The organism is Bifidobacterium pongonis (genome assembly GCF_019331805.1).
Taxonomy (GTDB): Bacteria; Actinomycetota; Actinomycetes; order Actinomycetales; family Bifidobacteriaceae; genus Bifidobacterium; species Bifidobacterium pongonis.
The window spans coordinates 92,031-113,705 of sequence record NZ_JAHBBE010000002.1; the positions used below are offsets into that span (position 1 = coordinate 92,031).

Below are 21,675 nucleotides of genomic sequence, written 5' to 3' on the forward strand. Positions count from 1 at the left end.
TCTCCCAACGTGGCCCTATAAGGTTCTTCCAATTTTTCTATGGTACCGTACCTGACGGGTGCTGCTAAACTGGCAGCCGTCATACGGGTGTTTTACCCGTTACATTATTAATTCAAAGGATTGACATGACATCTGCTGCAACCGTCCCCACGGAGGACGTGACGCTGGAAACCTCGAAGGATGAGAAGCCGCTTGTGCTGCGCCTTGGCGCCGAACTGCTCGGCACGTTCGTCATTTGCTTCGCCATCTACGTGATGTGCACGTTCGGTTCCATCATCTTCAGCCTCAACCTCGCATACGTCGCCCTGGGCACCGGTCTGGCCTATGCCGCCGCCATCATCTTCCTTGGCGGCATCTCCGGAGGCCAGTTCAATCCCGCCGTCACCGTGGCCGCCATGCTTACCGGCAGGACCAAGGTGCTCGACGGCATCCTCTACATCATCTTCCAGGTCGTGGGCGGCGCGCTGGCCGGCCTGCTGATCAAGTCCCTGCTGCCGACCTCCTCCACCATCGCCGCCAAGCAGTGGCTGACCACCGCGGTCAACGGTTTCGACAAGGGCTCCCTCGCCTACAGCACGCTACAGCAGTATGGTCTGAACTTCTCCGTCAGCCAGGCCGCCGCAGTGGAGATCGTCGCCGCCATCGTCATCATCGCGGTGGCGATGACCCAGTACGGCAAGAAGAACTACGCCGCCTACATGGGCGTCTCCTACGCCTTCGGCGCGACGATCGCGTTCCCTGTCACCGGCGCCGCGCTCAACCCGGCCCGTTCCACCGGCATCGCGCTGTTCGCCTACAACCAGGATCTGACGCAGAACCCGCTTACGCAGCTGTGGCTGTTCTGGGTGTGCCCGGTGCTGGCCGCCGCAGTGGTTTCGCTGGTCATGATGGTGAAGGCCCCGAAGAAGAGCGACGACCCGGCGCAGCTGAACGCCTACGACGAGAACGCGGAACAGAACACCGCCGAAGCTCCCGTCGAGGATGCGCAAGCCGTTGACGCCCCGGCGGAAACGACCGGTGCGTCAGAAGCTGAAGTACGTGACGAGCAGTCCGATGCCAAGGCAGATTCCGATGAAGGAGTCGAACGCGACTGATCGCACTTTCCAAGGGCTCTTATCGCGCATGATCAGGCGCACGGAGCCGGAGATGATGGCCGCCACGGAAATCAACACCGTGGCGGCCGTTGTGTATCCAAGGGCCGCGATGACGCCGGCGACGATGACGACACCGGCGACGCACCATTCAAACCAGGGCTTGCCTTCGCTGGCTTCGCTGACGTATGGATGATCGTGCATTGCTCCCCTTGTCTGAAAGGCTTGTTGGAATACCGGAATACGGCATGTGGGCACAATAATAGGCTCGGCCCGTTATATCGGCAAACGGGCCGAGCCTTATTTCACGCATATCATGCCCGCCGGGCTATCGATCGGTTCCGCTGTCGCGGACGAGCCGTACGGCCGGCAGGCATGGAATCAGTGCAGGAAGTGGCGGGTGCCGGTGAGGTACATGGTCACGCCGGCCTTCTTGGCCGCTTCGATGACCTCCTCATCGCGGATGGAACCGCCGGGCTGGACGATGGCCTTCACACCGGCGTTCATCAGCACTTCGGCGCCGTCCGCGAAGGGGAAGAACGCGTCGGATGCCGCGACGGAACCGGTGACGCGATCGGCGCCATCGGCCAGCGTGTTGGCGCGGTCGACCGCCAGATGGCAGGAATCCACGCGGTTGACCTGGCCCATGCCGATGCCGACGGTGGCCTCATCGTGGGCGATGAGGATGGCGTTCGACTTCACGCAACGGATGGCGCGCCACGCGAACACGAGATCCTTCATCGTCGCCTCGTCGGCGGGTTCGCCGGACACGAGCTTCCAAGCGTCCGGGCTGTCGCCGGGGGCGTTGATGAGATCGGGCTGCTGCACCAGCAGACCGCCTTCGATCTGACGGAACTGGGTCTTCGGGTTGGCGGGCTCGGCGACCTTGAGGATGCGCAGGTTCTTCTTCTTGGTGCGCAGCAGTTCCAGCGCCTCGGGCTCATAGTTCGGGGCCACGATGACTTCGGTGAAGATCGGACGCACGTTCTCGGCCATCTCGAGGGTGACCGTGGTGTTGCAGGCGATGACGCCGCCGTAGGCGCTCATCGGATCGCATGCATGCGCCTTCTTGTGCGCTTCGGCCGCGGTGGCGCCGATGGCCAGACCACACGGATTGTTGTGCTTGACCACGGCGACGGCGATGGCCGGAGCCATATCCCATGCTGCACGCCAGGCGGCGTCGGCATCCACGTAGTTGTTGTAGCTCATCGGCTTGCCGCCCAGCTGTTCGGCATGGGCGAAACCGGTCTGGTTGAGCGGGTCGAGGTACAAGGCGCCCTGCTGGTGGCTGTTCTCGCCGTAACGCAGGGTGTGGGAGCGGTCCCACGTGCGGGTGAAGGTCGCCGGGAACACGGCTTCGTTCACGGGCTCCTCGCCTTCGACGACGGATTCCACGGTGTCGGGCTTCGGCCAATGCTTGGCGGTCCACTCGTTGATGGTGGCATCGTAGGAGGCGGTGTGGGCGAAGGCCTTGCCTGCCAGCCAGCGGCGCTCCTCAAGGGTGAATCCCTCACCGTTGCTGATACGGCCGGCAACCAGCGCGTAATCCGCGGGATCGGTGATGATGGCGACGGTCGCGCTGTTCTTGGCGGCGGCACGCACCATGGTCGGGCCACCGATGTCGATCTTCTCGATGGTGTCGGCCTCATTGGCGCCGGAACGCACGGTGTCGGCGAACGGGTACAGGTTCACGACGACCAGGTCGAAGGGCTTGATGCCGAACTTCTCCAGCTGGGCGGCATGATCGGGGTTGGTCATATCGGCGAGGATGCCGGCATGGATATGCGGGTCAAGCGTCTTGACACGACCATCCAAGCACTCGGGGAAACCGGTGACCTCGCTCACCTCGGTGACGGCGACTCCCAGTTCGGCCAGACGCTTCGCGGTGGAACCGGTCGAAACCACTTCGGTACCGGCCTGCACGAAAGCCTCGGCGAGAGTCTCGATGCCTTCCTTATGAAAGACCGAGACCAGTGCCCTCTTAATCGGACGACTTGCTGTCATCGTTTTCCTCCCTTGCTGTTGTTTGCAATGAAATCTTCTCCGAATCAGGTTCGTCGCCTTCCGCCGGCGAACCTTTCTTCTCTTTCTTCGCCGACGCAAGAAGCCGGCAAATCGCATACGCCGAGGCGGTGATGACCGCCGCGGCAAGCCAGGCCGCGATGAATCCCTGACGGATGCCAAGACCGACCATGCGCATCGAGGCGACGACATCGACGCCGATGCCGGCAAGATGACGCTCCCCCAGCGAACCGTTCGCCATGGAGAACGCGCCCCACGACAGGAGCAGGATGATCATGGCCGCAATGCACAGCATGAGCGCCTGACGAATCATAAGGAAGGCCAGACGCTGCCCTTCGGCACGATCGGCCTTCCTGGCCACACGGATCTTCAGCGGACCGAACAGCATGGCGGCAGCGGCGACCAGCGCGCACACGATGGGAATGCACAGTTGCAACGCAAGCCTGATGTTGGCGTCCGTCACCGGTTTCGGCAGCATACCGAACAACGGCAGCGGAGGCAGCTTGGACGATTGGCCGATCCACATCGTGAACGTGCCCAGATCGCCCACCGTGAACCCGGCGCCGGCGATCCAGGAGATGGCCCATATCATCAGATTGGGCAGCCATGCGAGGTAGGCGATGGAGGTCAGGATCCTCGAACCGGTATGCATGTTGATGAGCTCGAAGATCTTGACCATGGCATCATTGCCGTTCACCACCCATACGATGACGGTGATCAGACCGACCAGCAGGGTCAGCGCAACCACGGCGGCCGCGACCACTGCGGCGACGACGATGACGGAACGTGCGGCTTGTGGCACCAGCTTGCGCCACAGATCACGCAGTTTCCCTGCCGCCGGACCTGACCTGATGACGGCCAACGCCGCGCCGAACAACCAGATGAGTGCGGTTTTGCCGGCGATGGTCATGGCATCGTCGTGAATCCTCAGATTGGTGAACCGGATGCAGAACTGGTTGAGCAGCACCCAGACGAGAAGGCCGGAAAGCCATACGTCCGCCTTCGGACCGGCTTTGACGAGGCATTGCGCGATAAGCGCGATAAGCAGGACGGTGAGCATCAACGGGATGATCGCCATCCGAATGGTGCTGAATGTGAATGGCACGCCTTGGGAAAGCAGCACCATGCTTTCCGTCAACGGCACGGTGAGGGCAGTGAGACTGTCACTGCCCTCCTCCATGGAGATGACCAGCAGCATCAGCGCGATGAAGCATCCGAGCGGAAGAGCGTAGATGAGCAACGCGCTTGCCGCTGCGAGGGTTCCTTTGAAAATCGAGGTAACCGCTGTCTTCTTCATTGATGCCGTTGGACCTTATCAGTTCGTTTATCGGATATCCGCGATCGCCTTGCGCATGAACTCCGCGGCCTGGGCTGGCGTACGACCGACCTTGATGCCGACGGCCTCCAAGGCTTCCTTCTTATCCTGCGCGGTGCCCTTGCCACCGGAGACGATGGCGCCGGCATGGCCCATCTGCTTGCCTTCCGGAGCGGTGAAGCCGGCGATGTACGCGACGACGGGCTTGGTCATGTGCTCGCTCGCCCACTGCGCGGCGTCCTGTTCGGCGCTGCCGCCGATCTCGCCGATCATCATGACGGCCTTGGTGTTCTCGTCCTCTTCGAACGCCTGCAGCGCGTCGAGCAGCGTGGTGCCGACGATCGGATCGCCGCCCGCACCCAGGCATGCGGTGAAGCCGATGTCGCTGAGCTCGCCCATGAGCTGGTAGGTCAGCGTACCGGACTTGGAGACCAGTCCGAGCGGTCCGCGCTTGACGATGCCGTCGGGGATGATGCCGAGGTTGACACCATGGGTCTGGTCGGTCGCCGGGAAGGTGACGAGGCCGGGGCAGTTCGGTCCGACGATGCGCACGCCGTTACGCAGCGCAAGCTCCACGAAGTATGCGGAATCCACGACGGGGATGCCTTCGGTGATGACCACGATGAGCTTGATGCCCGCTTCGATGGCCTCGACCACGGCGTCCTTGGCGAAACGCGGCGGGACGAACACGACGGAGGCGACGGCACCGGTGGCGGCCTTCGCCTCGGCGCAGGACGCGAACACATGGATGGTGGCATCCTCGCCGTTACGCGCCGCGGGATAGGTCACATCCAGTCCGGCCTTGCGCGCGTTGACGCCGCCGACGATATTCGTGCCGGCCTTGAGCATACGGGCGGTGTGCACCATGCCCTGGTGACCGGTGATGCCCTGGACGATGACCGGGGCATCGTCTTCGATGAACAGTGCCATCAGTTTGCCTCCTTAACCGAAGAAGCGATGCGTGCGGCTTCGTAGGCCGCATCCTCCATGGTGCTCGCCACATGGATGTTCGGATTGTTGGATGCGCCGAGGATGGACAGGCCTTCCGCGGCCGCATTGCCGTCGAAACGGACGACGATGGGCTTGACGACGGACAGGGAATCGAGTGCCTCGAGAATGCCCTTCGCGACCTGCTCGCAGGAGGTGATGCCGCCGTACACGTTGATGAACACGGATTCGACCTGCGGATCGCTGAGCACGATCTCAAGGCTTGCGGCCATCACTTCGGCGGAGGCGCCACCACCGATATCAAGGAAGTTGGCGGGCTTGACGCCGGTACCCAAGTCCTCGCCGGCGCCGGAGACGGCGTCGAGGGAGCTCATCACGAGTCCCGCGCCGTTGCCGATCACACCGACCTGACCGTTCAGATGCACGTAATGCAGGCCATGTTCCTTGGCGCGACGCTCGTACTCGTCGTTCGCCATCGGATCGCTGAAACGCTTCCAGCCGTCATGGCGGAACGCGGCGTTGTCGTCGAGGGAGATTTTCGCGTCCAGCGCGCACAGCATCTTCGAGGATTCGTCATCCGGATCGCCGATTTTGGCCAGCGGGTTGATCTCGACGAGCGTCGCGTCGTTCTCCTTGAAGCAGCGCCACATCTTCAACAGGATGTCGGCAGCCTGATCGACATCGGCGTGGTAGAAGCCGATGCTTTCGGCCATCTTGCGTGCGGCGTCGATGTCGAAATCGTCCAGCGCCTGGATGTGAAGCCTCTTGACGGATTCCGGATGCTCCTTGGCGATCTCCTCGACTTCGGTACCGCCGTTGGCGGTGGCGAGCACATCGTAATCCCTGGAGGAACGATCGACGGAGATGGACACGTAGTATTCGTGCAGGATGTTCTTGCCTTCGGCCACGAGCACGCCGTTGACCTTGTGCTTGTGGATGGTCATCGGCAGGATGTCTTCGGCGGCGAGGATCGCTTCGTCACGGGTCTTGGCGAGCTTGACGCCGCCTGCCTGACCGCGGTGGCCGATCTTGACCTGTGCCTTGATGACGTTCGGGTAACCGAGTTTTTCGGCCGCCTCCGCTACTTCGTGCGAATTCTGCGCGTAGATGCCTTTAGGCGTGGGAATACCCTGCTCTTCGAGCAGTTGCCGTGCCTGATACTCGTATAGATCCATGATGTGATCGATTCCTGGTTGTGTCTGGCTGGATATTATTGCCTGCGCGATGCAAACCCTCAGGCGGGCATCGCGATAAGCGTACTGATCGGTGCTTCCGAAAGTCTGGAGCAGCCGTCGAGGCCTTCAAGCTCCATCAGGAAGCTGAAGCCGGCGACGGTGCCGCCCGCCTTCTCGATAAGATCCGCACCCGCACGCGCGGTGCCACCGGTGGCGATGAGATCGTCGACGATGAGCACACGCTGGCCGGGACGGATGGCGTTCTGTTCGATTTCCACGCTGGCCGACCCGTATTCAAGATCATAGGACTCGGCGAAAACCGGCGGCGGCAGTTTGCCTGCCTTGCGGATGGCCACGAATCCCTTGCCGAATCTGTTGGCGAGGGCCGGACCGAAGAGGAAGCCGCGGGATTCGAGTCCTGCGACGACATCGAAATCCTCGGGGGCGACGGGAAGCGTTTCGGCGAAGGCGCGCAGCAGGATGTCCAGACCGCGGGCGTCGGCGAGCACCGGCATGAAATCGCGGAAGATGATGCCTTCCTTGGGGAATCCGGGTGTCGATCCGATGAGGGATACGAGGTATTCGGCGTCTTCTTCGCCGACGGCTCTCAGTGCTTTGATGATGATGTCGTTATTGGCCATTGCCCTATTGCCTCACGCCGCTCAGTCGTTCTTGGATTCGTTGTTAGTCTGCTCGGCTTCGGTGGTTTCCTGAGCCTCGTCGGCGGTTTCGCTCTGCTGGGCTTCGGCGGACTTGGCCTCGATCTCCTCCTGAGGCAGCGGGTTGCCGTTCTCGTCGACCTCGTCATCGGAGACATAGGCGGGGCGGATGTATTCACGGGCAATGGCGTTCAGGGCGAGACGCATCTTGGTGCCCTCGCTGTCGATGACGATCTCGTCATACTGGTTGTCGACCTCGACGACCTTGCCGATGATCCGCCCGATGGTGATGACCTCGGTGCCCGGCTGAAGGTTCGTACGGAAGTCCTGCTGTTGCTGCTGCTGTTCCTTGGCCTTCTTGGACTGCCAGAACATCATGGCGCCGAAGACGATGACAAGAACAATGAGGAACAGGGACTGCACTATAGGCTCCTTTAAAAATAACGGTAATCCAAAGGGTAATACTAGAAACTCTTGCTGACATCGTCCTCGTTCGGCCGCATGCCGAGATGTTGCCATGCCTTCGGCGTGGCGACGCGCCCTTTCGGCGTGCGGATGAGGAAGCCTTCGCGCACCAGGTACGGTTCGCATACCGTCTCCACGGTCTCCGACTCCTCGCCCACCATGGCCGCCAACGTGTTCAGACCCACGGGCCCTCCCTGGAAGTTGCGCACGATGGCGTTGAGCACCGCGATGTCCAGCCTGTCAAGCCCTTCCTCATCGATCTGGTACAGGGCCAGCGCCTGACGCACATCCTCGGCTTCCGCTCTGGGCAGATCGTGGACGATCACCCAATCGCGAACACGACGCAGCAGACGGTTGGCGATACGCGGCGTGCCGCGCGAACGTAAGGCGAGTTCGTGCGCGGCGTCCCGGCCGAGTTCAAGACCGAGCACTCCGGCCGACCGCTCCACCAGCTTCTCCAGCTCCTCATGCGGGTAGAAATCGAGATGGGCCGTGAACCCGAATCGGGCGCGCAGAGGCGAAGGCAGCATACCTTCACGCGTAGTGGCGCCGATCATGGTGAAACGGGGCAGCGTCAACGGAATGGATGACGCACCCGGTCCCTTACCGACCATCACGTCGACGCGGAAATCCTCCATGGCGATATACAGCAGCTCCTCCGCCGCGCGCGGCAGACGATGCACCTCGTCGACGAACAGCACCTCGCCCGGCTCCAGCGAGCTGAGAATGGACGCCAGATCACCGGCATGTTGGATGGCGGGACCGGAGGTGATGCGAATCGGAACCTCAAGCTCGTTAGCCACAATCATGGCTAACGTTGTTTTGCCTAAGCCCGGAGGGCCCGCGAGCAGAATATGATCCGGCGGCGTCTCACGCTTGCGTGCGGCGTCGAGGAACAGCCGCAATTGCGCTTTGAGCTGAGGCTGGCCGATGAAGCCGTCCAGCACGTGCGGGCGCAGCTCCTCGTCGCTGACCGGCTCATTGCCGATGGGCTGCGAGGAGACCATGCGCAATGATTCCTCGTTGGCATCGGTGTTCATCCGTTCATAGGGTTGTGCCATTCATTCACCGTCCTCTATCCAAAGAAGTCAACGCGAGCCTGAGCACCTGCGGCACATCCTCCTGGGACAGCGGCAACGCGATGCCGTTCGACTCACATGCCGCCTGCACCGCATACTGGGCATCCTGCTGATGCCAACCAAGGGACATCAAGCCCTCCACGACCTGCATGGCACCGGCGTCGGCGACCTGCTGCGGGCGTGCGCCCGACTCCCCCAGATCCTCCAGTTTGATGGAACCCTTCAGCTCCAGGATGATTTTCTGCGCACCCTTCTTGCCGATGCCCGGAGCCTTTGCCAATGCGGCCGCGTCATTGTCGGCCACGGCTCTGGCCAAATCGTTGGGAGACAGCGTCGACAGCAGCGACAACGCCACTTTCGGACCGACGCCGCTGACCTTGATGAGTTGCAGGAACATCTTCTTCGATGAGGAATCCAGGAAACCATACAATGTGATGGCATCCTGCGAAACATTCAGATACGTCCACACATGCGCTTCCTGCCCAGTGTGCAGACGGGACAGATCCGCCGATGGCATGCGGACCTCGTAACCGACCGAGCCGACCTCGATCACCGCCTGCGTGGTATCGACCACTTCGACGGTTCCCCGTAATGAACCGATCATCACGCCTCCCTATTCGAACAGCTGTTCGACAGTTTACACGAGTTCGGCGTGCGGTGCAGCACCGCCCGTCACATTCCCCTATCCGTGGAGGAACGACGGCGTGTTTTCTGCGCGGCCTGAGCCCACTGGCGCTGCGCCGGAGTGAGATGCTGCTCGCGCTCCCCTCCCTGCAATGCGCCGGCCGGATGCAGGGCGTGGCAGATCGCCAGAGCCAAGGCGTCGGCGGCGTCGGCGGGAGTCGGCATGGCACTCAGGTTCAGAATACGGGTGACCATGCGTTCCACCTGAATCTTCTGCGCCCTACCGTCGCCGGTGATGGCAAGCTTCGCCTCGGTAGGCGTATGCAGCGCCACGGGAATGCCACGCTGCGCGGCGGCGAGCATAGCCAAACCCGCCGCCTGCGCAGTACCGAGCACGGTGTTGTGGTTCGACTGCGCGAACACGCGTTCGATGGACACGACGTCCGGCGCGAAACGCTCGATCTTCTCCACGAGCCCGTTGTAGATGGTGAGCAGACGCAGATCCTGGGATACATCCGGTGCGGAACGCACCACATCCACATGAATAAACGAAAGCCGGCGGTAAGCGCCGGCTTCGATAACGCCGACCCCGCAACGCGTAAGCCCGGGGTCGACGCCGAGAATGATCATCGAGGATTACTCCTCGTCCAGCTGGGCCATGACCTCATCGGAGGCGGTCCAGTTGGAGTAGATGTTCTGCACATCGTCCAGATCGTCGAGGTTGTCGATGAGCTTGGACACCTTCTGGGCGTCTTCGAGGCTCAGCTCGACCTCGTTCTTCGGGGCCATGACCAGATCGGCGGAATCGTAATCGAAACCGGCGTCCTGCAGGGCCTTGCGCACCTCGGTCAGGTCGGACGGACCGGTGATGACGGTGAACACTTCGCCGTCCTCGGTCACATCTTCGGCACCGGCCTCGGCGGCCTTCTCGAACAGGTCGTCGAAGTCCACGCCCTCGGCCGGGACCACGATCTGGCCCTTGCGCTCGAAGTTGAAGGACACGGAACCGCTGGTGGCCAGGGAGCCGTTGCCCTTGGTCAGGGTGGAGCGCACTTCGGCGGCGGCACGGTTGCGGTTATCGGTCAGGCATTCGATGATGAGACCGACGCCTGCGGGTGCGTAGCCCTCGTACACGATGTCTTCGTAGTTGGCGCCGCCGGCTTCCTCACCGGAGCCACGCTTGACGGCGCGCTTGATGTTGTCGGCCGGCATGGAGGCCTTCTTGGCCTTGTAGATGGCGTCGTACAGCGACGGGTTGCCGTCGGGGTCGCCGCCGCCCTGACGGGCCGCGATTTCGATGTTCTTGATGAGCTTGGCGAACAGCTTGCCACGCTTTGCGTCGATGGCAGCCTTCTTGTGCTTGGTGGTCGCCCACTTGGAATGACCGGACATAATGCTCCTCGCAAATAAACGATTACTGACAAACGAAAAGATTGTATGGCGCTAAGCAGACATTGCCGCTTAGCGCCATGGGATTTCAGTCGGCGATGGCCGCCTTGAAATCGTCGACGGTGTTCACCTGGACGCGCTTCTTGATGACCTTCATGATGTCGGCCTTGGCCTCGTCGACCGGGACGCCGTTGAGCTGGCTGCCGTCGCGGAAGCGGAAGCTCACCGCGTTGTTGTTCATGTCCTCCTCGCCGACGATGAGGATGAACGGCGCCTTGGACTTGGAAGCGTTGCGGATCTTCTTGCCGAAACGATCGTCGGACATGTCGATCTCGCAGCGGACGGTCTCCTCCTCCAGACCGGCGATGAACTTCTGCAGGTGCGGGGCGAATTCGTCGGCGACGGGGACGCCGAGTACCTGGACCGGAGCGAGCCATGCCGGGAAGGCGCCCGCGTAGTGCTCAAGCAGCACGGCGAAGAAACGCTCGATGGAACCGAACAGGGCGCGGTGGATCATCACCGGGCGCTGGTGGGTGCCGTCGGCGGCGATGTATTCAAGCTGGAAGCGCTCAGGCAGGTTGAAGTCGAGCTGGATGGTGGAGACCTGCCAGGTGCGGCCGATGGCGTCACGGGCCTGGACGGAGATCTTCGGGCCGTAGAACGCGGCGCCGCACGGATCGTCGACCAGTTCCAGACCGGAATCCTTGGCGACCTCGGCCAGCGTGTTGGTGGCCTCCTCCCAGATCTCGTCGGAACCGACGTACTTGTGCGGATCCTTGGTGGAGAGCTCCAGGTAGAAGTCGTCCAGACCGAAGTCCTTGAGCAGGCCGAGCACGAAGTTCAGCAGGTTCTTCAGCTCGTCCTTCATCTGCTCGCGGGTGCAGTAGATGTGGGAATCGTCCTGAGTCAGGCCGCGCACGCGGGTCAGACCGTGCACCTCACCGGACTTCTCGTAACGGTAGACGGTGCCGAACTCGAACAGGCGCAGCGGCAGTTCGCGGTAGGAACGCTGGCGGGACTTGAAGATCAGGTTGTGCATCGGGCAGTTCATCGGCTTCAGGTAGTAGTCGAAGCCCTGCTTGGTCACATTGCCGTTCTCGTCCTTCTCCTCGTCCAGACGCATCGGCGGGTACATGCTGTCCTTGTACCAATGCAGATGGCCGGAGGTTTCGTACAGGCCGCCCTTGGTGATGTGCGGGGTCTGCACGAAGCTGTAGTGATGCTTGCGGTGCATCTCGCGGGAGTAATCCTCCATGGCGTTGATGACGGCGGCGCCCTTCGGATGGAACACGGCCAGACCGGGGCCGATCTCATCCGGGAAGGAGAACAGGTCCATTTCGGCGCCGAGCTTGCGGTGATCGCGCTTGGCGGCCTCTTCGAGACGGGTCTGGTAGGCCTTGAGGTCTTCCTTGGTGGCGAACGCCGCACCGTAGATGCGCTGGAGCATCGGGTTGGATTCGCTGCCGCGCCAGTAGGCGGCGGCGGAACGCTCGATCTTGAAGGCCTTGATGTAACGGGTGTTCGGCAGGTGCGGTCCGCGGCACAGATCCTTCCACACCACGTTGCCGTCACGGTCGACGTTGTCGTAGAAGCTCAGTTCCTTCTCGCTGATCTCGGTTGCGGCGGCCGGGTCGAGATGCGCTTCCTTGTCCTTGATGAGCTCGATCTTGTACGGCTGATCGGCTTCCTCGGCCAGAGCCTCCTCCTCGCTCACCACACGGCGGCGGAAGGACTGGGAGGACTTGATGATGCGCTGCATGCGCTTCTCGATATTCTTCAGATCCTCGGGGGTGAACGGCTGTTCGACATCGAAATCGTAGTAGAAGCCGTCCTTGATCACGGGGCCGACACCGAGCTTGGCATCGGGGTAGATCTCCTGCACGGCCTGGGCCATGACGTGGGTGGCCGAGTGACGCATGATCGCGATGCCGTCCTCGGAGTCGAGGGCGATGCCTTCGACGACGTCGCCGTCGGAGAGCGGTGTGTACAGGTCGCGGGGTTCGCCGTTCAGACGCACCGCGATGATGTTCTTGTCATCGGAGAACAGTTCAACGCCGGTGGTGGTTGCTTCCACCTCCTTCGCTTCGCCGTTGACTGTGATGGAGATGGAGCTTTGCGCCATGATGTGTCCTTTGCTATCGGGGCCCGCGGTACCAATGTGCAGGCCTGGACTGGTTATCAACAGCAGCCACGATAGGCATTCGGCGCGACAAATGCAAACGGTGCCGTACGCGGATCGCGAAGGCGTGCGATTGTGCCATATGCGAGTGGCGCCATCGTTATGATGGCGCCACTATGCATCTTCCTCGGAATATCAAAGAACGCTGGGATGTCATGGTGTGGGATTCGAATCATCACCCTCTAGGTTCTCAGTCATATCCGGATGGCGTATACACGACATCCACACCAACGCGAGCGTTGGAATCAGAGTGAAGATCACAATGAAAGACATGCCCCTCAGGCTGAGCAGGAACCGAGAACCCATGCAGAAATACACTCCAAGCGCGGATAGCACTGCGGCGGTAATCGCGCTTGCAAGAATCTTGCCTTTTCCTAGCATTGTCATACGTGAATCACCTCCTAATAAGCATTACTGGATAGCACAACCAATTGGGCCCCAGACCATTCCCGCAACTATGCCTCCAAAGGCTCCCACCATGGCGCCGGGAATTCCTCCACTAATCCCTCCGGTAATAGCTCCAGTCACCCCTCCCCCGGTAATTGTTTTCATAACACATCGTGGATAATCATGGGAAAATTCATCAGCACGGGAAATTTGCGGAATATACCGACGATATGCGACCAATTCAGTTTGGCTGATTATTCGATAACTCATTCCGCGTCCCATATAAGATGCCGGCAATGAATCTATTGTGCGACCCTGAAGAGACTTAATCGACACGCTGCCATCTTCATTCATAACGAAAAACGCGTTGCATATGCTGACCCGCACGCCTCCAGAATCTGTTGTTGCCGTAAACGTGGGAGTCATCGCGGAAAAAGTGGACGCATCATACTGGCTTGTGCTTGCTAACGCATTCGTCGACGGAATGAACAGCATGCAAAATGCCATGGCGAATAATATCGACATCGATACCGTAACCGTTTTCTTCATAAACATATTCGCTATTCGCTTTCTTCCATGAACTCAGTGTGCACCATTGCACAGCAATAATTATACATATCACGCTAATATGTTCAAAAAATGATGCGCCGCCTACACGCAACTAGCACCAACAAAGGTGACAGAAACATAAAAAAACCCACCCCGTGTGGGGTGGGCTGTGAAGCGTTTCGACGTCGGGTTACCGGGCGTCAGCGTCCTTCTTCGCGCAGCATGTCGATGAATGCCTTCTGCGCGGCCGGGCTCGGTGCACCCATGAGGTAGGTGGCGGTGCCCATGCCAATGAGTCCGCGCTTGAATGCCTTGGTGATCTCGTGCTTGTTCATTGCTTTCCTTACCTTTTTATTCCTTCTTGATGACGTCTCTACGATAACGCCGATGACCTGGGTACGTCATGCCGCCACGATGGGATTATTGGTATTTTCATCGGGTTGACTTGAATATGGATAAAAAGTGAAGACCGTTCGAATTGACGACACGACGAATCCGTTTTGTCCGGTGAATACCTATGTAAGCAAAATCCCCCGCAAACGGGGACGCATGACAGTGAAGAAAAAGCACTACAGAAAGAGGCATACCATGTGGTTTTTGTTCGGTTTCGCCATCACCCTCGTCATCATCTACGCCGTGCGCGGCCTGCTGTGGGTGCTCGGCTTCGTCCTCATGCTCCCGTTCGCCATCATCGCGCAGATCATCCGCATCCTGAGCGGACGCCGGTAGTCTGATGCGGCCGGAGCACTGTCACGGAAAACAAAAAGACCGCCGGCGCAATGCCGACGGTCTTTGGCTGGCTCCCGCGGCTGGGCTTGAACCAGCGACATTCTGATTAACAGTCAGACGCTCTGCCAACTGAGCTACGCGGGAATATTCAATTGTTTCGAACGCCTTTCCAACGGAAAGCCATTCCGAGCTCCCGCGGCTGGGCTTGAACCAGCGACATTCTGATTAACAGTCAGACGCTCTGCCAACTGAGCTACGCGGGAATGTAGCTTGCAAGGTTTCCCTTGCGCACAAGACACATATAATACACACAATGGGAACGAGCGCAAGTTGGTTTCACTCACGGCGTGTCCCATTGTGTTGCAAGGGTTTATAGGGAAATCGTCGTCAACGGCATGGCGGAATCGATGGAGAAATCTGGCGCACTCGGAGCGACGCCGGCTTCCACGAGATTCGCGCCAAGCACGGCGACCATGGCGCCGTTGTCCGTACAGAGCTTGATCTCCGGAATGCGCACGTCCACACCATTGCTCCTGCCGTATTCGACCAGCTTGGCGCGCAGCTGCGAGTTGGCGGAGAAACCGCCGCCCACGATCAGCGTATCGGAATCGTACTGACGGCACCCGCGCATCGTTTTCTTCGACAGCACGGTCGCCACCGAATCCGCCAGGGATGCGCACACGTCGTCCACGGGGATCTCGTTGCCCAGCTCCTGCTGGCCTTCCACCCAACGCGCCACGGCGGTTTTCACGCCGGAGAAGCTGAAGTCATACGGATGCTTGGCGCCCGCTTGGCCCTGCGTGAGCCCCTGGGGCACCTTGATGGCCTTCGGGTTGCCGTTGCGCGCATGACGGTCGATGTGCGGGCCTCCCGGGTACGGGAAGCCGAGCAGACGCGCCACCTTGTCGAAGCATTCGCCCGCGGCGTCATCCAGCGTGGTGCCGACCACGTCGATCTTGCGCGCGATGTCGGTCACATGCAGCAGCGACGTATGCCCTCCGGACACGATCAGCGCCATGGTGTTCTCCCGGACCGGACCGAACTGCAGCTGGGTCACGGCGATATGGCCGATCACATGGTTGATGCCGTACAGCGGCTTGCCGCTCACCCAGGCGAGCGCCTTGGCTCCGGACACGCCCACGGCGAGGCAGCCCGCAAGACCGGGGCCTGCGGATACGGCGATCGCGTCCACGTCGGACAGGGTCATGTTCGCGTCGGCCAACGCCTTGCTTACGCAGGGGACGAAGGCCTCCGCATGGGCACGCGAGGCGATCTCGGGGATCACTCCCCCGTATCGGGCGTGCTCCTGCATGGAGGATGCGACCACGTTGGAAAGCAACGTGCGCCCTCTTACGACGGCTGCGGCCGTTTCGTCGCAGGTGGATTCGATGCCCAGGACAATGGGTTCGTTCATTGCCGTTCTCCTTTTCTGTGCGCTTCCCGCGCTTCCTGTACGTTGCTATGCGGCGGCATGCCCGGATTGGAATCCCACGATGCGGGGTCCGGCCACATCCAGGCTCATGGTGTATGCGTCGATGCCTTCCGGCTGGTAGTAGCGTTTGCGCAATCCGAGCCGCTGGAAGCCGAACCGCTCGTATAACGCCAGCGCCGGGTCGTTGTCCACCCTCACTTCGAGCAGCATGCGTGCGGCGCCCTGTGCGCGGGCCTCGTCGATGAGCCGTTGCAGCAGGGCGGCGGCGATGCCTTGGCGCTGATACGCCTTGCCCACGCCGATGGTCATGATCTCCGCATCGTCGCCGTCATACCAGAATCCCGCATACCCGCGGATGACGGAACGGCCGTCCGCATCGGCATCCTCGTCCACGTCCGCGAAGTAGAAGCGCGCCGGCGCGTCCAACTCCTGACGGACGGACGATTCGCTCCACGCGCCCCTGCCGAACAGTTCCCGTTCCGACGCCGTGATGGACCGGACCGCCAGTTCCCTGTCGAGTTCGTTGACGTCGACGATCATCGTTCGGCCTTCGCGCCGCCGTGGCCGAGCACATGCTTCAGCGGGTTCGGCACCTCTGCATCGGGACGACGCAGGTACAACGGTTCGACCGGCGCATCGTCCGCAACGCCGGCGACGGCCCGGCTCGTGAAGATATCGAGGCCGTGCGCACCCTGATCGAGTACGGATTCATCCACCACGTCGCCCAGTGCGTCGATGCCCTGCAGCACATTGGTGTATTTGGCCGCGCCATGGCCGACCACATCGACCAGTACACGCTTGCCCGAGCTTGCCGCGTAGGCGTTCGCCGCTTCGTTGACGCGCGTGACGATGCCGACCGGGTAGTCGATGTCCATGGCGATCAGCGGTTCCGGATCCGGGTTTTCGCCGTCGACGGGGGCGCACAGTTCGAAATACAGCTGCTTGCGGCGGGCGTCGTTCACCGCAAGGGTCAGCACGCGCGTATCGGCGTCCACTTCCCCACGGCGCTCGGCGTTCCACCATGCCTGCGGCGCGAGGATGTCCTGGCCGACCAGCCGCGCCCCGGTGGCGTAGGCGAGCGCTTTGGCTGCGACGATGCCTGCGCGTAGGCCGGTGAAGGGTGCGGGGCCGATGCCTGCGATGATGGTGGTGATGGTGTTTGGTGTGAGGTTGGCTTGTTGTACGGCTGTGGCGATGTTGACTTGGAGTTTTTCGACGTGGGTGCGTGAGTCGGTTTCAGTGAGGGGTTCGTGTCCGGTTACGCCGACGGTGGAACCGTATGAGGTGTCGATTACCAGCATTGTTTCGTTCGCGCCCATGTTGTTCACTTTCCTGCGAGGGTTGATGCTCGTTGTGCCCAGTCGCTGCCGACTGGCACCAAGGTGACGATTCTAGTACCTTCGCTGGTCGGTTCGTTGGTGTTTTGCGTGAGGGTTGTGGGTCTGCTGATGTGGATTTCGAGGCGTTCTGGGGCGAGGGCTGCGGCCATTTGTTCTCCCCATTCCATGAGGATGATGGTGTTTTCGCCGGGGTCTTCGAGTTCTTCGTCGAGTCCGAGGGATTCGAGTTCGTCGAGGAGTCGGCTGGTGCCGTCCTGCCCGGGGGCGTAGTCGTTGCCGCCGAGTCGGTAGGCATCTACGTGGATCATGTGCGCGTGTTCGCCGTTGGGGAAGGTGCCGTTGAGTTCGCGGGCGATGGTGAAGGTGGGTGAGACGATGGGTTCGGTGATGCCGAGGCCTGTGCCGAAGCCTTGTGCGAGGGTGGTTTTGCCTGCGCCGAGGGGGCCGGAGAGGAGGAGGACGTCGCCGCCGTGGACGATGTGGGCGATGTGTTCGCCTATGGTTCGCATGGCTGTGCTGGTGGGTGCTTCGATGGTGATGACGTTGGTTGTGTTGTTGGGTTGCATGTTTGGTTCATCGTCCTTTCGACGCGATGCATTCGATGCTGCGTTCGAGTGCGTAGACGGGGTCGCCGCCGTTGGTTTTGCTTTGTTCGTCGGCCCACGCGAGGGTTTGGATGCAGGTGGAGAGTCCGTTGGATGTCCATCCGCCGAGTTTGATGCGGTTGAGCATCCATGATGGCATGCCTGCTTCGGCGGTGGAGATGGTGCCTGATTTCACTGCGGCGGCTTTGGCTATGCTTCGGAGTTTGGAGGCGAGCGCGCCGATGAGTGCGATGGGTGCGGTGCCTTGTTCTATGGCTGATCGCATCATGATGATCGCGTCGGCGGTGTGGCCGGCGAGCGCGGCGTCGGCGAGTGCGAAGCCGGTTACTTGGGCGTTGGCGGTGAGGTATTGGTTGACGCGGTTGAGGGTTATGGGGTTGTCGTCGAAGTCGAAGCAGAGTTGGTTGCACATGGCTGCGAGTTCGCCGGTGCGGTCGCCGAGGACGTCGACGAGTTGTTGTGCGGCTTGTGGTTCGACGCGTCGCTTGTGGCGTTCGAATTGGCTGATGGTGAAGTTGAGTTTGGCTTCGGGTTTTTTGAGGTCGGGGATGTCTTCTTTGCCTGCTCCTGCGTGTGTGAGTTGGTCGAGGAGGCGTTTGCCTTTGTTGCCGCCTTCGTGTTGGCAGATGATGATGCTGGATTGGCTGGGGTTGGCGCAGGCTTGTTTGCAGTATGCGATCATGGCTTGGCCGAGTTTGTCGTCGGCGTTTTGCAGGTTGGTGATGTGTACGACTGCGGTGTCGGAGAGCAGTGATGGGCTGACTGCTTCGTCGAAGGCGTATTGGTCGGTGGTTGTTGCGTCGAGTTCGATGAGTTCGGCGTCGGGGCGTGCGGTGAGTGCCTTATGGCAGAGGTCGCGCATGGTTTGGTCGTTGAGGAAGCTGTCTCCTCCGTATACGATGCGCATGGGTGGGTTTCCTGCATGTTTTGCCATGGTTTCAATCTCTCTATATCGCTGGACAATCCTTTCTTTTGATGTTCGAACATTTGTTCGATGTGGTGGTTGGGTATGCCGTGCCGCGCTGTATGCCGGCCGTTTGACTGCGCTGTGTGTTGGCTGTTTGCTTGTCTGTTTGGCCTTGTGGTGGTTTCGCGGGTTGGCGGCCGGCTGGCGTGGCGGGTGTTGGTTGGATGTCTGACCGGGTGCTGCCCTAGTCGAGGTTGATGGTTCTGAGTTGTTCCGCATATTCCGCGACGAGATGGCTGTCGTATTCGGTCCACTCGTGGCTTGCGGAGTCGTCGGGGATGAAGTCGATGACGTGGGTGGCGTGGTTGGTGTCGATGGTGTTCTTACGCATGATGTTCTGTACCTCCAATGGTGTTCCGGTCGCCGCGTCGTTGCCGGATCGGAACTCTTCTTGGTCTACCCCTTCCACCTTCATATTCCGGTCATCGTTTCACAGTGTGGCCATGTGACGTGGTGCGCGTGCGCCCCGCCCGGTGTCGAGACGCTTTCTTACGTTATCCAGTGCGTTGCGGGCCGGTGCGTTGAGAGGAGAGAGCAGTGAATCATATCGTCGTTCGTTGTGCGTGTTTCGCGTGTGGCGTGGTGGTGAATTCCTTCGCCATCGCGCTGATCACCAAGGGCGATATGGGCACGTCCCAGATTTCGAGCGTGCCGTATGTGCTGAGCCTGCGGTTCCCGTTGAGTTTCGGTGTGATGACGTTCATCCTGAACATGCTGTTCATCGTGTTGCAGATCGTGTTGCTGCGCCGGGATTTCCGGCCGGTGCAGTTGTTGCAGATCGTGGTCAATCTGCTGTTCAGCGCGATGATCGACGTGAGCATGTCGCTGCTGTCGTTCCTGAACCCGACCATGCTGTGGCAGCGTCTGGCGTGCATCGTGGCCGGTTGCTGCGTCATGGGCTTCGGCATCGTGATCGAGGTCTGTCCCAATGTGCTCATGGTTCCGGGTGAGGGCGTCGTACGCGCCCTGTCGGTCGTCTCCCATGCGAAATACGGCACCACGAAGATCGTTTTCGACATCACGCTGATCGCCATCGCGGTCGTATTGTCGTTCGCCCTGTTCGGCGAATTGCGCGGCGTCGGCCTGGGAACCGTCATTTCGGCGCTATGCGTCGGTTCCGTCATCAACGGCATCAACCGGACGTTCTCGTTCCCCGAACGCATCCGCTCGCTCGCGCTGGTCACGGACCGCGATCGCTGACACCCGCAGGAGGCCGCGAGCGCCCGGAAACCGTCAGGGCGGTCCGGTGTTCGCAGGCTCATGGTTCCGGGCGTTTCGCCGTTATTCGGCTATTTGCCGAGCAGTTTCGGTGACAGCTTGGCGAAGAGGATGCCGGCTGTGATGGCGGAGAGAACATCCGAGATCGGTTCGGCGAGGAACACGCCCGTGGCTCCCAAGTTCGCGATATGCGGCAGGATCAGCGCCAACGGCACCAGCAGGATGATCTTGCGCAGGATCGCCAGGAACAGTGAGGGTTTCGCCTGGCCCATGCCGACGAACGCGCATTGGGTGGCGCTTTGCACGCCGAACACGCCCATGCCGCAGCTGAATAGCGGGAGCATGCGCACCACCACGTCCGTGATGTCCTGATCCGAGGTGAACAGGCCGGCGAACGTGACGGGGAACATCGCGTACGTCAGCACCATGAGACTGTTCAGGATGATCAGCGTGACGGTCGTACCCCGGTAGGCGCGGCGCACTCGTTCGAATTTCCCGGCCCCGTAGTTGTAGCCGATGATCGGCTGCACGCCTTGTGTGGCGCCGTTCGAGAACACCCATACGAGTTGCATCAGGCTGGTGATGATGGTCATCGCGCCCACGTACGCGTCTCCCCCGTACCGTTGCAGGCTTGAATTGAACACGACTTGGATCACGCATTCCGTCAACTGCATGATGAACGGGGAGACGCCGAGCATGAGCACGGAGCCCAGCACCCTGTCGAAACGGATGTTGCGCGGGCGCAGGCGGATCACGCTGCGCTTCGACGACAGGAATCCGACCACCCACAGTGCGGAGACGGCCTGTGCCAGCACGTTGGCGAGCGCGGCACCGTAGACACCCATGTGGAATGTGAAGATGAACAATGGGTCGAGCGCCACGGACAGCAGTGCGCCGATGAGTGTGGAGATCATGGCGATGCGGGCTTTGCCTTGGGCGGTGATGAAGGTGTTCAGGCCGAGTGCGAGTTGTACGAAGATGGTGCCTGAGAGGTATATGGAGAGGAATTGCGTGGCGTAGGGTATGGTGCTTCGGCTGGCGCCGAAGGCGAGCAGGATGGGTTCCCTGAAGGCTTGCAGGAGTGCGGGCAGTACGATGGCCATGGCGATGAGCGCGGCGACGCTTGCGCCGAGGATGCGTTCGGCTTTCGCGATGTTGCCGCGGCCGAGTTCGATGGAGGCGAGTGGTGCGCCGCCGTTGCCGATGAGCGCGGCGAATGATGATACGGCCAGGATGATTGGGAAGCATACGCCCACGCCCGTCATGGCGAGGTCGCCGACTTCGGGTATGCGTGCCAGGAACAGTCTGTCGATGATGGTGTAGAGCGCGTTGCATGCCTGTGCCACGATCGCGGGGAATGCGAGCGATACGGCCAGTCGGCCGACGGGCGCGGTTCCCAGCAGACTGTCGGATCGTTGGTTGCTTTCCCGTTGCTCCTGTTCCGTCGCGTCGGCCATGTTCTCTCTTTCCCGTCTTCTCGTCTCTCGGTTGGACCGGGGCAC

Annotated in this window: 24 protein-coding genes and 2 tRNA genes; 3 read left to right on the forward strand and 23 right to left on the reverse strand. The window is 61.0% G+C overall.

The genetic code is table 11. The features are described 5' to 3' along the window. Nucleotides 1-164 precede the first annotated feature (164 nt). Nucleotides 165-1,094, forward strand: coding sequence for an MIP/aquaporin family protein (locus KIH75_RS01460; protein WP_219055073.1), 930 nt, complete (start codon nucleotides 165-167; stop codon nucleotides 1,092-1,094). On the opposite strand, the gene KIH75_RS01465 is transcribed toward KIH75_RS01460, so the two are convergent. The 14 genes from KIH75_RS01465 to KIH75_RS10185 all read right to left on the reverse strand — a co-directional run bounded on the left by KIH75_RS01465 (nucleotide 1,023) and on the right by KIH75_RS10185 (nucleotide 14,217). After that, nucleotides 1,023-1,295: a DUF3017 domain-containing protein gene (locus KIH75_RS01465; RefSeq protein WP_219055043.1), complete on the reverse strand. Its 273-nt coding sequence runs from the start codon at nucleotides 1,293-1,295 to the stop codon at nucleotides 1,023-1,025. The genes KIH75_RS01460 and KIH75_RS01465 overlap by 72 nt on opposite strands. A gap of 177 nt (nucleotides 1,296-1,472) precedes the next feature. Then, nucleotides 1,473-3,095, reverse strand: coding sequence for a bifunctional phosphoribosylaminoimidazolecarboxamide formyltransferase/IMP cyclohydrolase (gene purH, locus KIH75_RS01470; protein WP_219055044.1), 1,623 nt, complete (start codon nucleotides 3,093-3,095; stop codon nucleotides 1,473-1,475). Beyond that, nucleotides 3,073-4,410 carry a cell division protein PerM gene (locus KIH75_RS01475; protein ID WP_219055045.1) on the reverse strand — a complete coding sequence of 446 codons (1,338 nt, stop codon included), beginning with the start codon at nucleotides 4,408-4,410 and terminating at the stop codon, nucleotides 3,073-3,075. Before KIH75_RS01475 ends, purH begins: the two co-directional genes overlap by 23 nt. 27 nt (nucleotides 4,411-4,437) lie before the next feature. Beyond that, a complete protein-coding gene (gene sucD / locus KIH75_RS01480; RefSeq protein WP_219055046.1) occupies nucleotides 4,438-5,358 on the reverse strand; it encodes a succinate--CoA ligase subunit alpha in 921 nt (306 codons plus the stop codon). After that, nucleotides 5,358-6,551 carry an ADP-forming succinate--CoA ligase subunit beta gene (gene sucC, locus KIH75_RS01485; protein WP_219055047.1) on the reverse strand — a complete coding sequence of 398 codons (1,194 nt, stop codon included), beginning with the start codon at nucleotides 6,549-6,551 and terminating at the stop codon, nucleotides 5,358-5,360. Before sucC ends, sucD begins: the two co-directional genes overlap by 1 nt. Nucleotides 6,552-6,610: 59 nt before the next feature. Next, entirely contained in the window at nucleotides 6,611-7,192 is a 582-nt protein-coding gene (locus tag KIH75_RS01490) for an adenine phosphoribosyltransferase (RefSeq protein WP_219055048.1), read from the reverse strand. A 21-nt stretch (nucleotides 7,193-7,213) separates the two neighbouring features. Continuing rightward, entirely contained in the window at nucleotides 7,214-7,588 is a 375-nt protein-coding gene (locus KIH75_RS01495; RefSeq protein WP_236027945.1) for a preprotein translocase subunit YajC, read from the reverse strand. Nucleotides 7,589-7,674: 86 nt separating this feature from the next. Further along, nucleotides 7,675-8,736: a Holliday junction branch migration DNA helicase RuvB gene (gene ruvB / locus KIH75_RS01500; RefSeq protein WP_219055050.1), complete on the reverse strand. Its 1,062-nt coding sequence runs from the start codon at nucleotides 8,734-8,736 to the stop codon at nucleotides 7,675-7,677. 4 nt (nucleotides 8,737-8,740) lie between these two features. After that, a complete protein-coding gene (gene ruvA, locus KIH75_RS01505; RefSeq protein WP_219055051.1) occupies nucleotides 8,741-9,358 on the reverse strand; it encodes a Holliday junction branch migration protein RuvA in 618 nt (205 codons plus the stop codon). Between the two features lie 68 nt (nucleotides 9,359-9,426). After that, complete coding sequence (gene ruvC / locus KIH75_RS01510; protein ID WP_219055052.1) at nucleotides 9,427-10,008, reverse strand: crossover junction endodeoxyribonuclease RuvC; 582 nt, start codon at nucleotides 10,006-10,008, stop codon at nucleotides 9,427-9,429. A 6-nt stretch (nucleotides 10,009-10,014) separates the two neighbouring features. Further along, nucleotides 10,015-10,770 carry a YebC/PmpR family DNA-binding transcriptional regulator gene (locus KIH75_RS01515; protein ID WP_219055053.1) on the reverse strand — a complete coding sequence of 252 codons (756 nt, stop codon included), beginning with the start codon at nucleotides 10,768-10,770 and terminating at the stop codon, nucleotides 10,015-10,017. A gap of 85 nt (nucleotides 10,771-10,855) precedes the next feature. After that, nucleotides 10,856-12,889, reverse strand: coding sequence for a threonine--tRNA ligase (gene thrS, locus KIH75_RS01520; RefSeq protein WP_219055054.1), 2,034 nt, complete (start codon nucleotides 12,887-12,889; stop codon nucleotides 10,856-10,858). Between the two features lie 468 nt (nucleotides 12,890-13,357). Next, the gene (locus tag KIH75_RS01525; RefSeq protein ID WP_219055055.1) at nucleotides 13,358-13,882 is read right to left on the reverse strand and encodes a hypothetical protein; all 525 of its coding nucleotides are present in this window, start codon (nucleotides 13,880-13,882) and stop codon (nucleotides 13,358-13,360) included. Nucleotides 13,883-14,082: 200 nt separating this feature from the next. Next, nucleotides 14,083-14,217 carry a hypothetical protein gene (locus tag KIH75_RS10185; protein WP_274608073.1) on the reverse strand — a complete coding sequence of 45 codons (135 nt, stop codon included), beginning with the start codon at nucleotides 14,215-14,217 and terminating at the stop codon, nucleotides 14,083-14,085. Between the two features lie 253 nt (nucleotides 14,218-14,470). On the opposite strand from KIH75_RS10185, the gene KIH75_RS01530 reads away from it, so the two are divergent. Beyond that, entirely contained in the window at nucleotides 14,471-14,611 is a 141-nt protein-coding gene (locus KIH75_RS01530) for a hypothetical protein (protein WP_219055056.1), read from the forward strand. Nucleotides 14,612-14,679: 68 nt separating this feature from the next. Here KIH75_RS01530 and KIH75_RS01535 read toward each other — a convergent pair. The 8 genes from KIH75_RS01535 to KIH75_RS01570 all read right to left on the reverse strand — a co-directional run bounded on the left by KIH75_RS01535 (nucleotide 14,680) and on the right by KIH75_RS01570 (nucleotide 19,286). Then, nucleotides 14,680-14,755: transfer RNA gene (locus tag KIH75_RS01535), tRNA-Asn, on the reverse strand. A 46-nt stretch (nucleotides 14,756-14,801) separates the two neighbouring features. Next, nucleotides 14,802-14,874 (reverse strand) — tRNA-Asn (locus tag KIH75_RS01540). Nucleotides 14,875-14,981: 107 nt separating this feature from the next. Continuing rightward, entirely contained in the window at nucleotides 14,982-16,025 is a 1,044-nt protein-coding gene (gene tsaD / locus KIH75_RS01545; protein ID WP_219055057.1) for a tRNA (adenosine(37)-N6)-threonylcarbamoyltransferase complex transferase subunit TsaD, read from the reverse strand. A 45-nt stretch (nucleotides 16,026-16,070) separates the two neighbouring features. After that, nucleotides 16,071-16,583 carry a ribosomal protein S18-alanine N-acetyltransferase gene (gene rimI, locus KIH75_RS01550; RefSeq protein WP_219055058.1) on the reverse strand — a complete coding sequence of 171 codons (513 nt, stop codon included), beginning with the start codon at nucleotides 16,581-16,583 and terminating at the stop codon, nucleotides 16,071-16,073. After that, a complete protein-coding gene (gene tsaB / locus KIH75_RS01555) occupies nucleotides 16,580-17,362 on the reverse strand; it encodes a tRNA (adenosine(37)-N6)-threonylcarbamoyltransferase complex dimerization subunit type 1 TsaB (RefSeq protein WP_219055059.1) in 783 nt (260 codons plus the stop codon). The genes rimI and tsaB overlap by 4 nt, the downstream gene beginning before the upstream one ends. A gap of 5 nt (nucleotides 17,363-17,367) precedes the next feature. After that, on the reverse strand, nucleotides 17,368-17,949 hold the full coding sequence (gene tsaE, locus KIH75_RS01560; protein WP_219055060.1) for a tRNA (adenosine(37)-N6)-threonylcarbamoyltransferase complex ATPase subunit type 1 TsaE: 582 nt from the start codon (nucleotides 17,947-17,949) through the stop codon (nucleotides 17,368-17,370). A gap of 7 nt (nucleotides 17,950-17,956) precedes the next feature. Next, nucleotides 17,957-18,922, reverse strand: a complete 966-nt coding sequence (holA, locus tag KIH75_RS01565) for a DNA polymerase III subunit delta (RefSeq protein WP_219055061.1) — start codon at nucleotides 18,920-18,922, stop codon at nucleotides 17,957-17,959. Between the two features lie 217 nt (nucleotides 18,923-19,139). Continuing rightward, complete coding sequence (locus tag KIH75_RS01570; protein WP_219055062.1) at nucleotides 19,140-19,286, reverse strand: hypothetical protein; 147 nt, start codon at nucleotides 19,284-19,286, stop codon at nucleotides 19,140-19,142. A gap of 206 nt (nucleotides 19,287-19,492) precedes the next feature. Between KIH75_RS01570 and KIH75_RS01575 the strand changes: the two genes are divergently transcribed. After that, nucleotides 19,493-20,155 (forward strand): YczE/YyaS/YitT family protein, encoded by a 663-nt coding sequence (locus tag KIH75_RS01575; RefSeq protein ID WP_338024257.1) that lies wholly within the window; start codon nucleotides 19,493-19,495, stop codon nucleotides 20,153-20,155. A gap of 89 nt (nucleotides 20,156-20,244) precedes the next feature. Here KIH75_RS01575 and KIH75_RS01580 read toward each other — a convergent pair whose 3' ends face one another. Next, entirely contained in the window at nucleotides 20,245-21,630 is a 1,386-nt protein-coding gene (locus tag KIH75_RS01580) for an MATE family efflux transporter (RefSeq protein ID WP_219055063.1), read from the reverse strand. Nucleotides 21,631-21,675 lie beyond the last annotated feature (45 nt).

Bases quoted from the DNA above. Each gene is read 5' to 3' on its own strand.
- KIH75_RS01525 (WP_219055055.1), bottom strand. From the start codon at position 13,882: ATGAAGAAAACGGTTACGGTATCGATGTCGATATTATTCGCCATGGCA.
- KIH75_RS01515 (WP_219055053.1), bottom strand. From the start codon at position 10,770: ATGTCCGGTCATTCCAAGTGGGCGACCACCAAGCACAAGAAGGCTGCC.
- KIH75_RS01580 (WP_219055063.1), bottom strand. From the start codon at position 21,630: ATGGCCGACGCGACGGAACAGGAGCAACGGGAAAGCAACCAACGATCC.
- KIH75_RS01530 (WP_219055056.1), top strand. From the start codon at position 14,471: ATGTGGTTTTTGTTCGGTTTCGCCATCACCCTCGTCATCATCTACGCC.
- KIH75_RS01490 (WP_219055048.1), bottom strand. From the start codon at position 7,192: ATGGCCAATAACGACATCATCATCAAAGCACTGAGAGCCGTCGGCGAA.
- KIH75_RS01570 (WP_219055062.1), bottom strand. From the start codon at position 19,286: ATGCGTAAGAACACCATCGACACCAACCACGCCACCCACGTCATCGAC.
- holA (WP_219055061.1), bottom strand. From the start codon at position 18,922: ATGGCAAAACATGCAGGAAACCCACCCATGCGCATCGTATACGGAGGA.
- ruvA (WP_219055051.1), bottom strand. From the start codon at position 9,358: ATGATCGGTTCATTACGGGGAACCGTCGAAGTGGTCGATACCACGCAG.
- tsaB (WP_219055059.1), bottom strand. From the start codon at position 17,362: ATGGGCGCGAACGAAACAATGCTGGTAATCGACACCTCATACGGTTCC.
- sucD (WP_219055046.1), bottom strand. From the start codon at position 5,358: ATGGCACTGTTCATCGAAGACGATGCCCCGGTCATCGTCCAGGGCATC.
- ruvB (WP_219055050.1), bottom strand. From the start codon at position 8,736: ATGGCACAACCCTATGAACGGATGAACACCGATGCCAACGAGGAATCA.
- tsaD (WP_219055057.1), bottom strand. From the start codon at position 16,025: ATGAACGAACCCATTGTCCTGGGCATCGAATCCACCTGCGACGAAACG.
- KIH75_RS10185 (WP_274608073.1), bottom strand. From the start codon at position 14,217: ATGAACAAGCACGAGATCACCAAGGCATTCAAGCGCGGACTCATTGGC.
- KIH75_RS01495 (WP_236027945.1), bottom strand. From the start codon at position 7,588: ATGATGTTCTGGCAGTCCAAGAAGGCCAAGGAACAGCAGCAGCAACAG.
- KIH75_RS01465 (WP_219055043.1), bottom strand. From the start codon at position 1,295: ATGCACGATCATCCATACGTCAGCGAAGCCAGCGAAGGCAAGCCCTGG.
- thrS (WP_219055054.1), bottom strand. From the start codon at position 12,889: ATGGCGCAAAGCTCCATCTCCATCACAGTCAACGGCGAAGCGAAGGAG.
- purH (WP_219055044.1), bottom strand. From the start codon at position 3,095: ATGACAGCAAGTCGTCCGATTAAGAGGGCACTGGTCTCGGTCTTTCAT.
- tsaE (WP_219055060.1), bottom strand. From the start codon at position 17,949: ATGCAACCCAACAACACAACCAACGTCATCACCATCGAAGCACCCACC.
- KIH75_RS01475 (WP_219055045.1), bottom strand. From the start codon at position 4,410: ATGAAGAAGACAGCGGTTACCTCGATTTTCAAAGGAACCCTCGCAGCG.
- sucC (WP_219055047.1), bottom strand. From the start codon at position 6,551: ATGGATCTATACGAGTATCAGGCACGGCAACTGCTCGAAGAGCAGGGT.
- rimI (WP_219055058.1), bottom strand. From the start codon at position 16,583: ATGATCGTCGACGTCAACGAACTCGACAGGGAACTGGCGGTCCGGTCC.
- ruvC (WP_219055052.1), bottom strand. From the start codon at position 10,008: ATGATCATTCTCGGCGTCGACCCCGGGCTTACGCGTTGCGGGGTCGGC.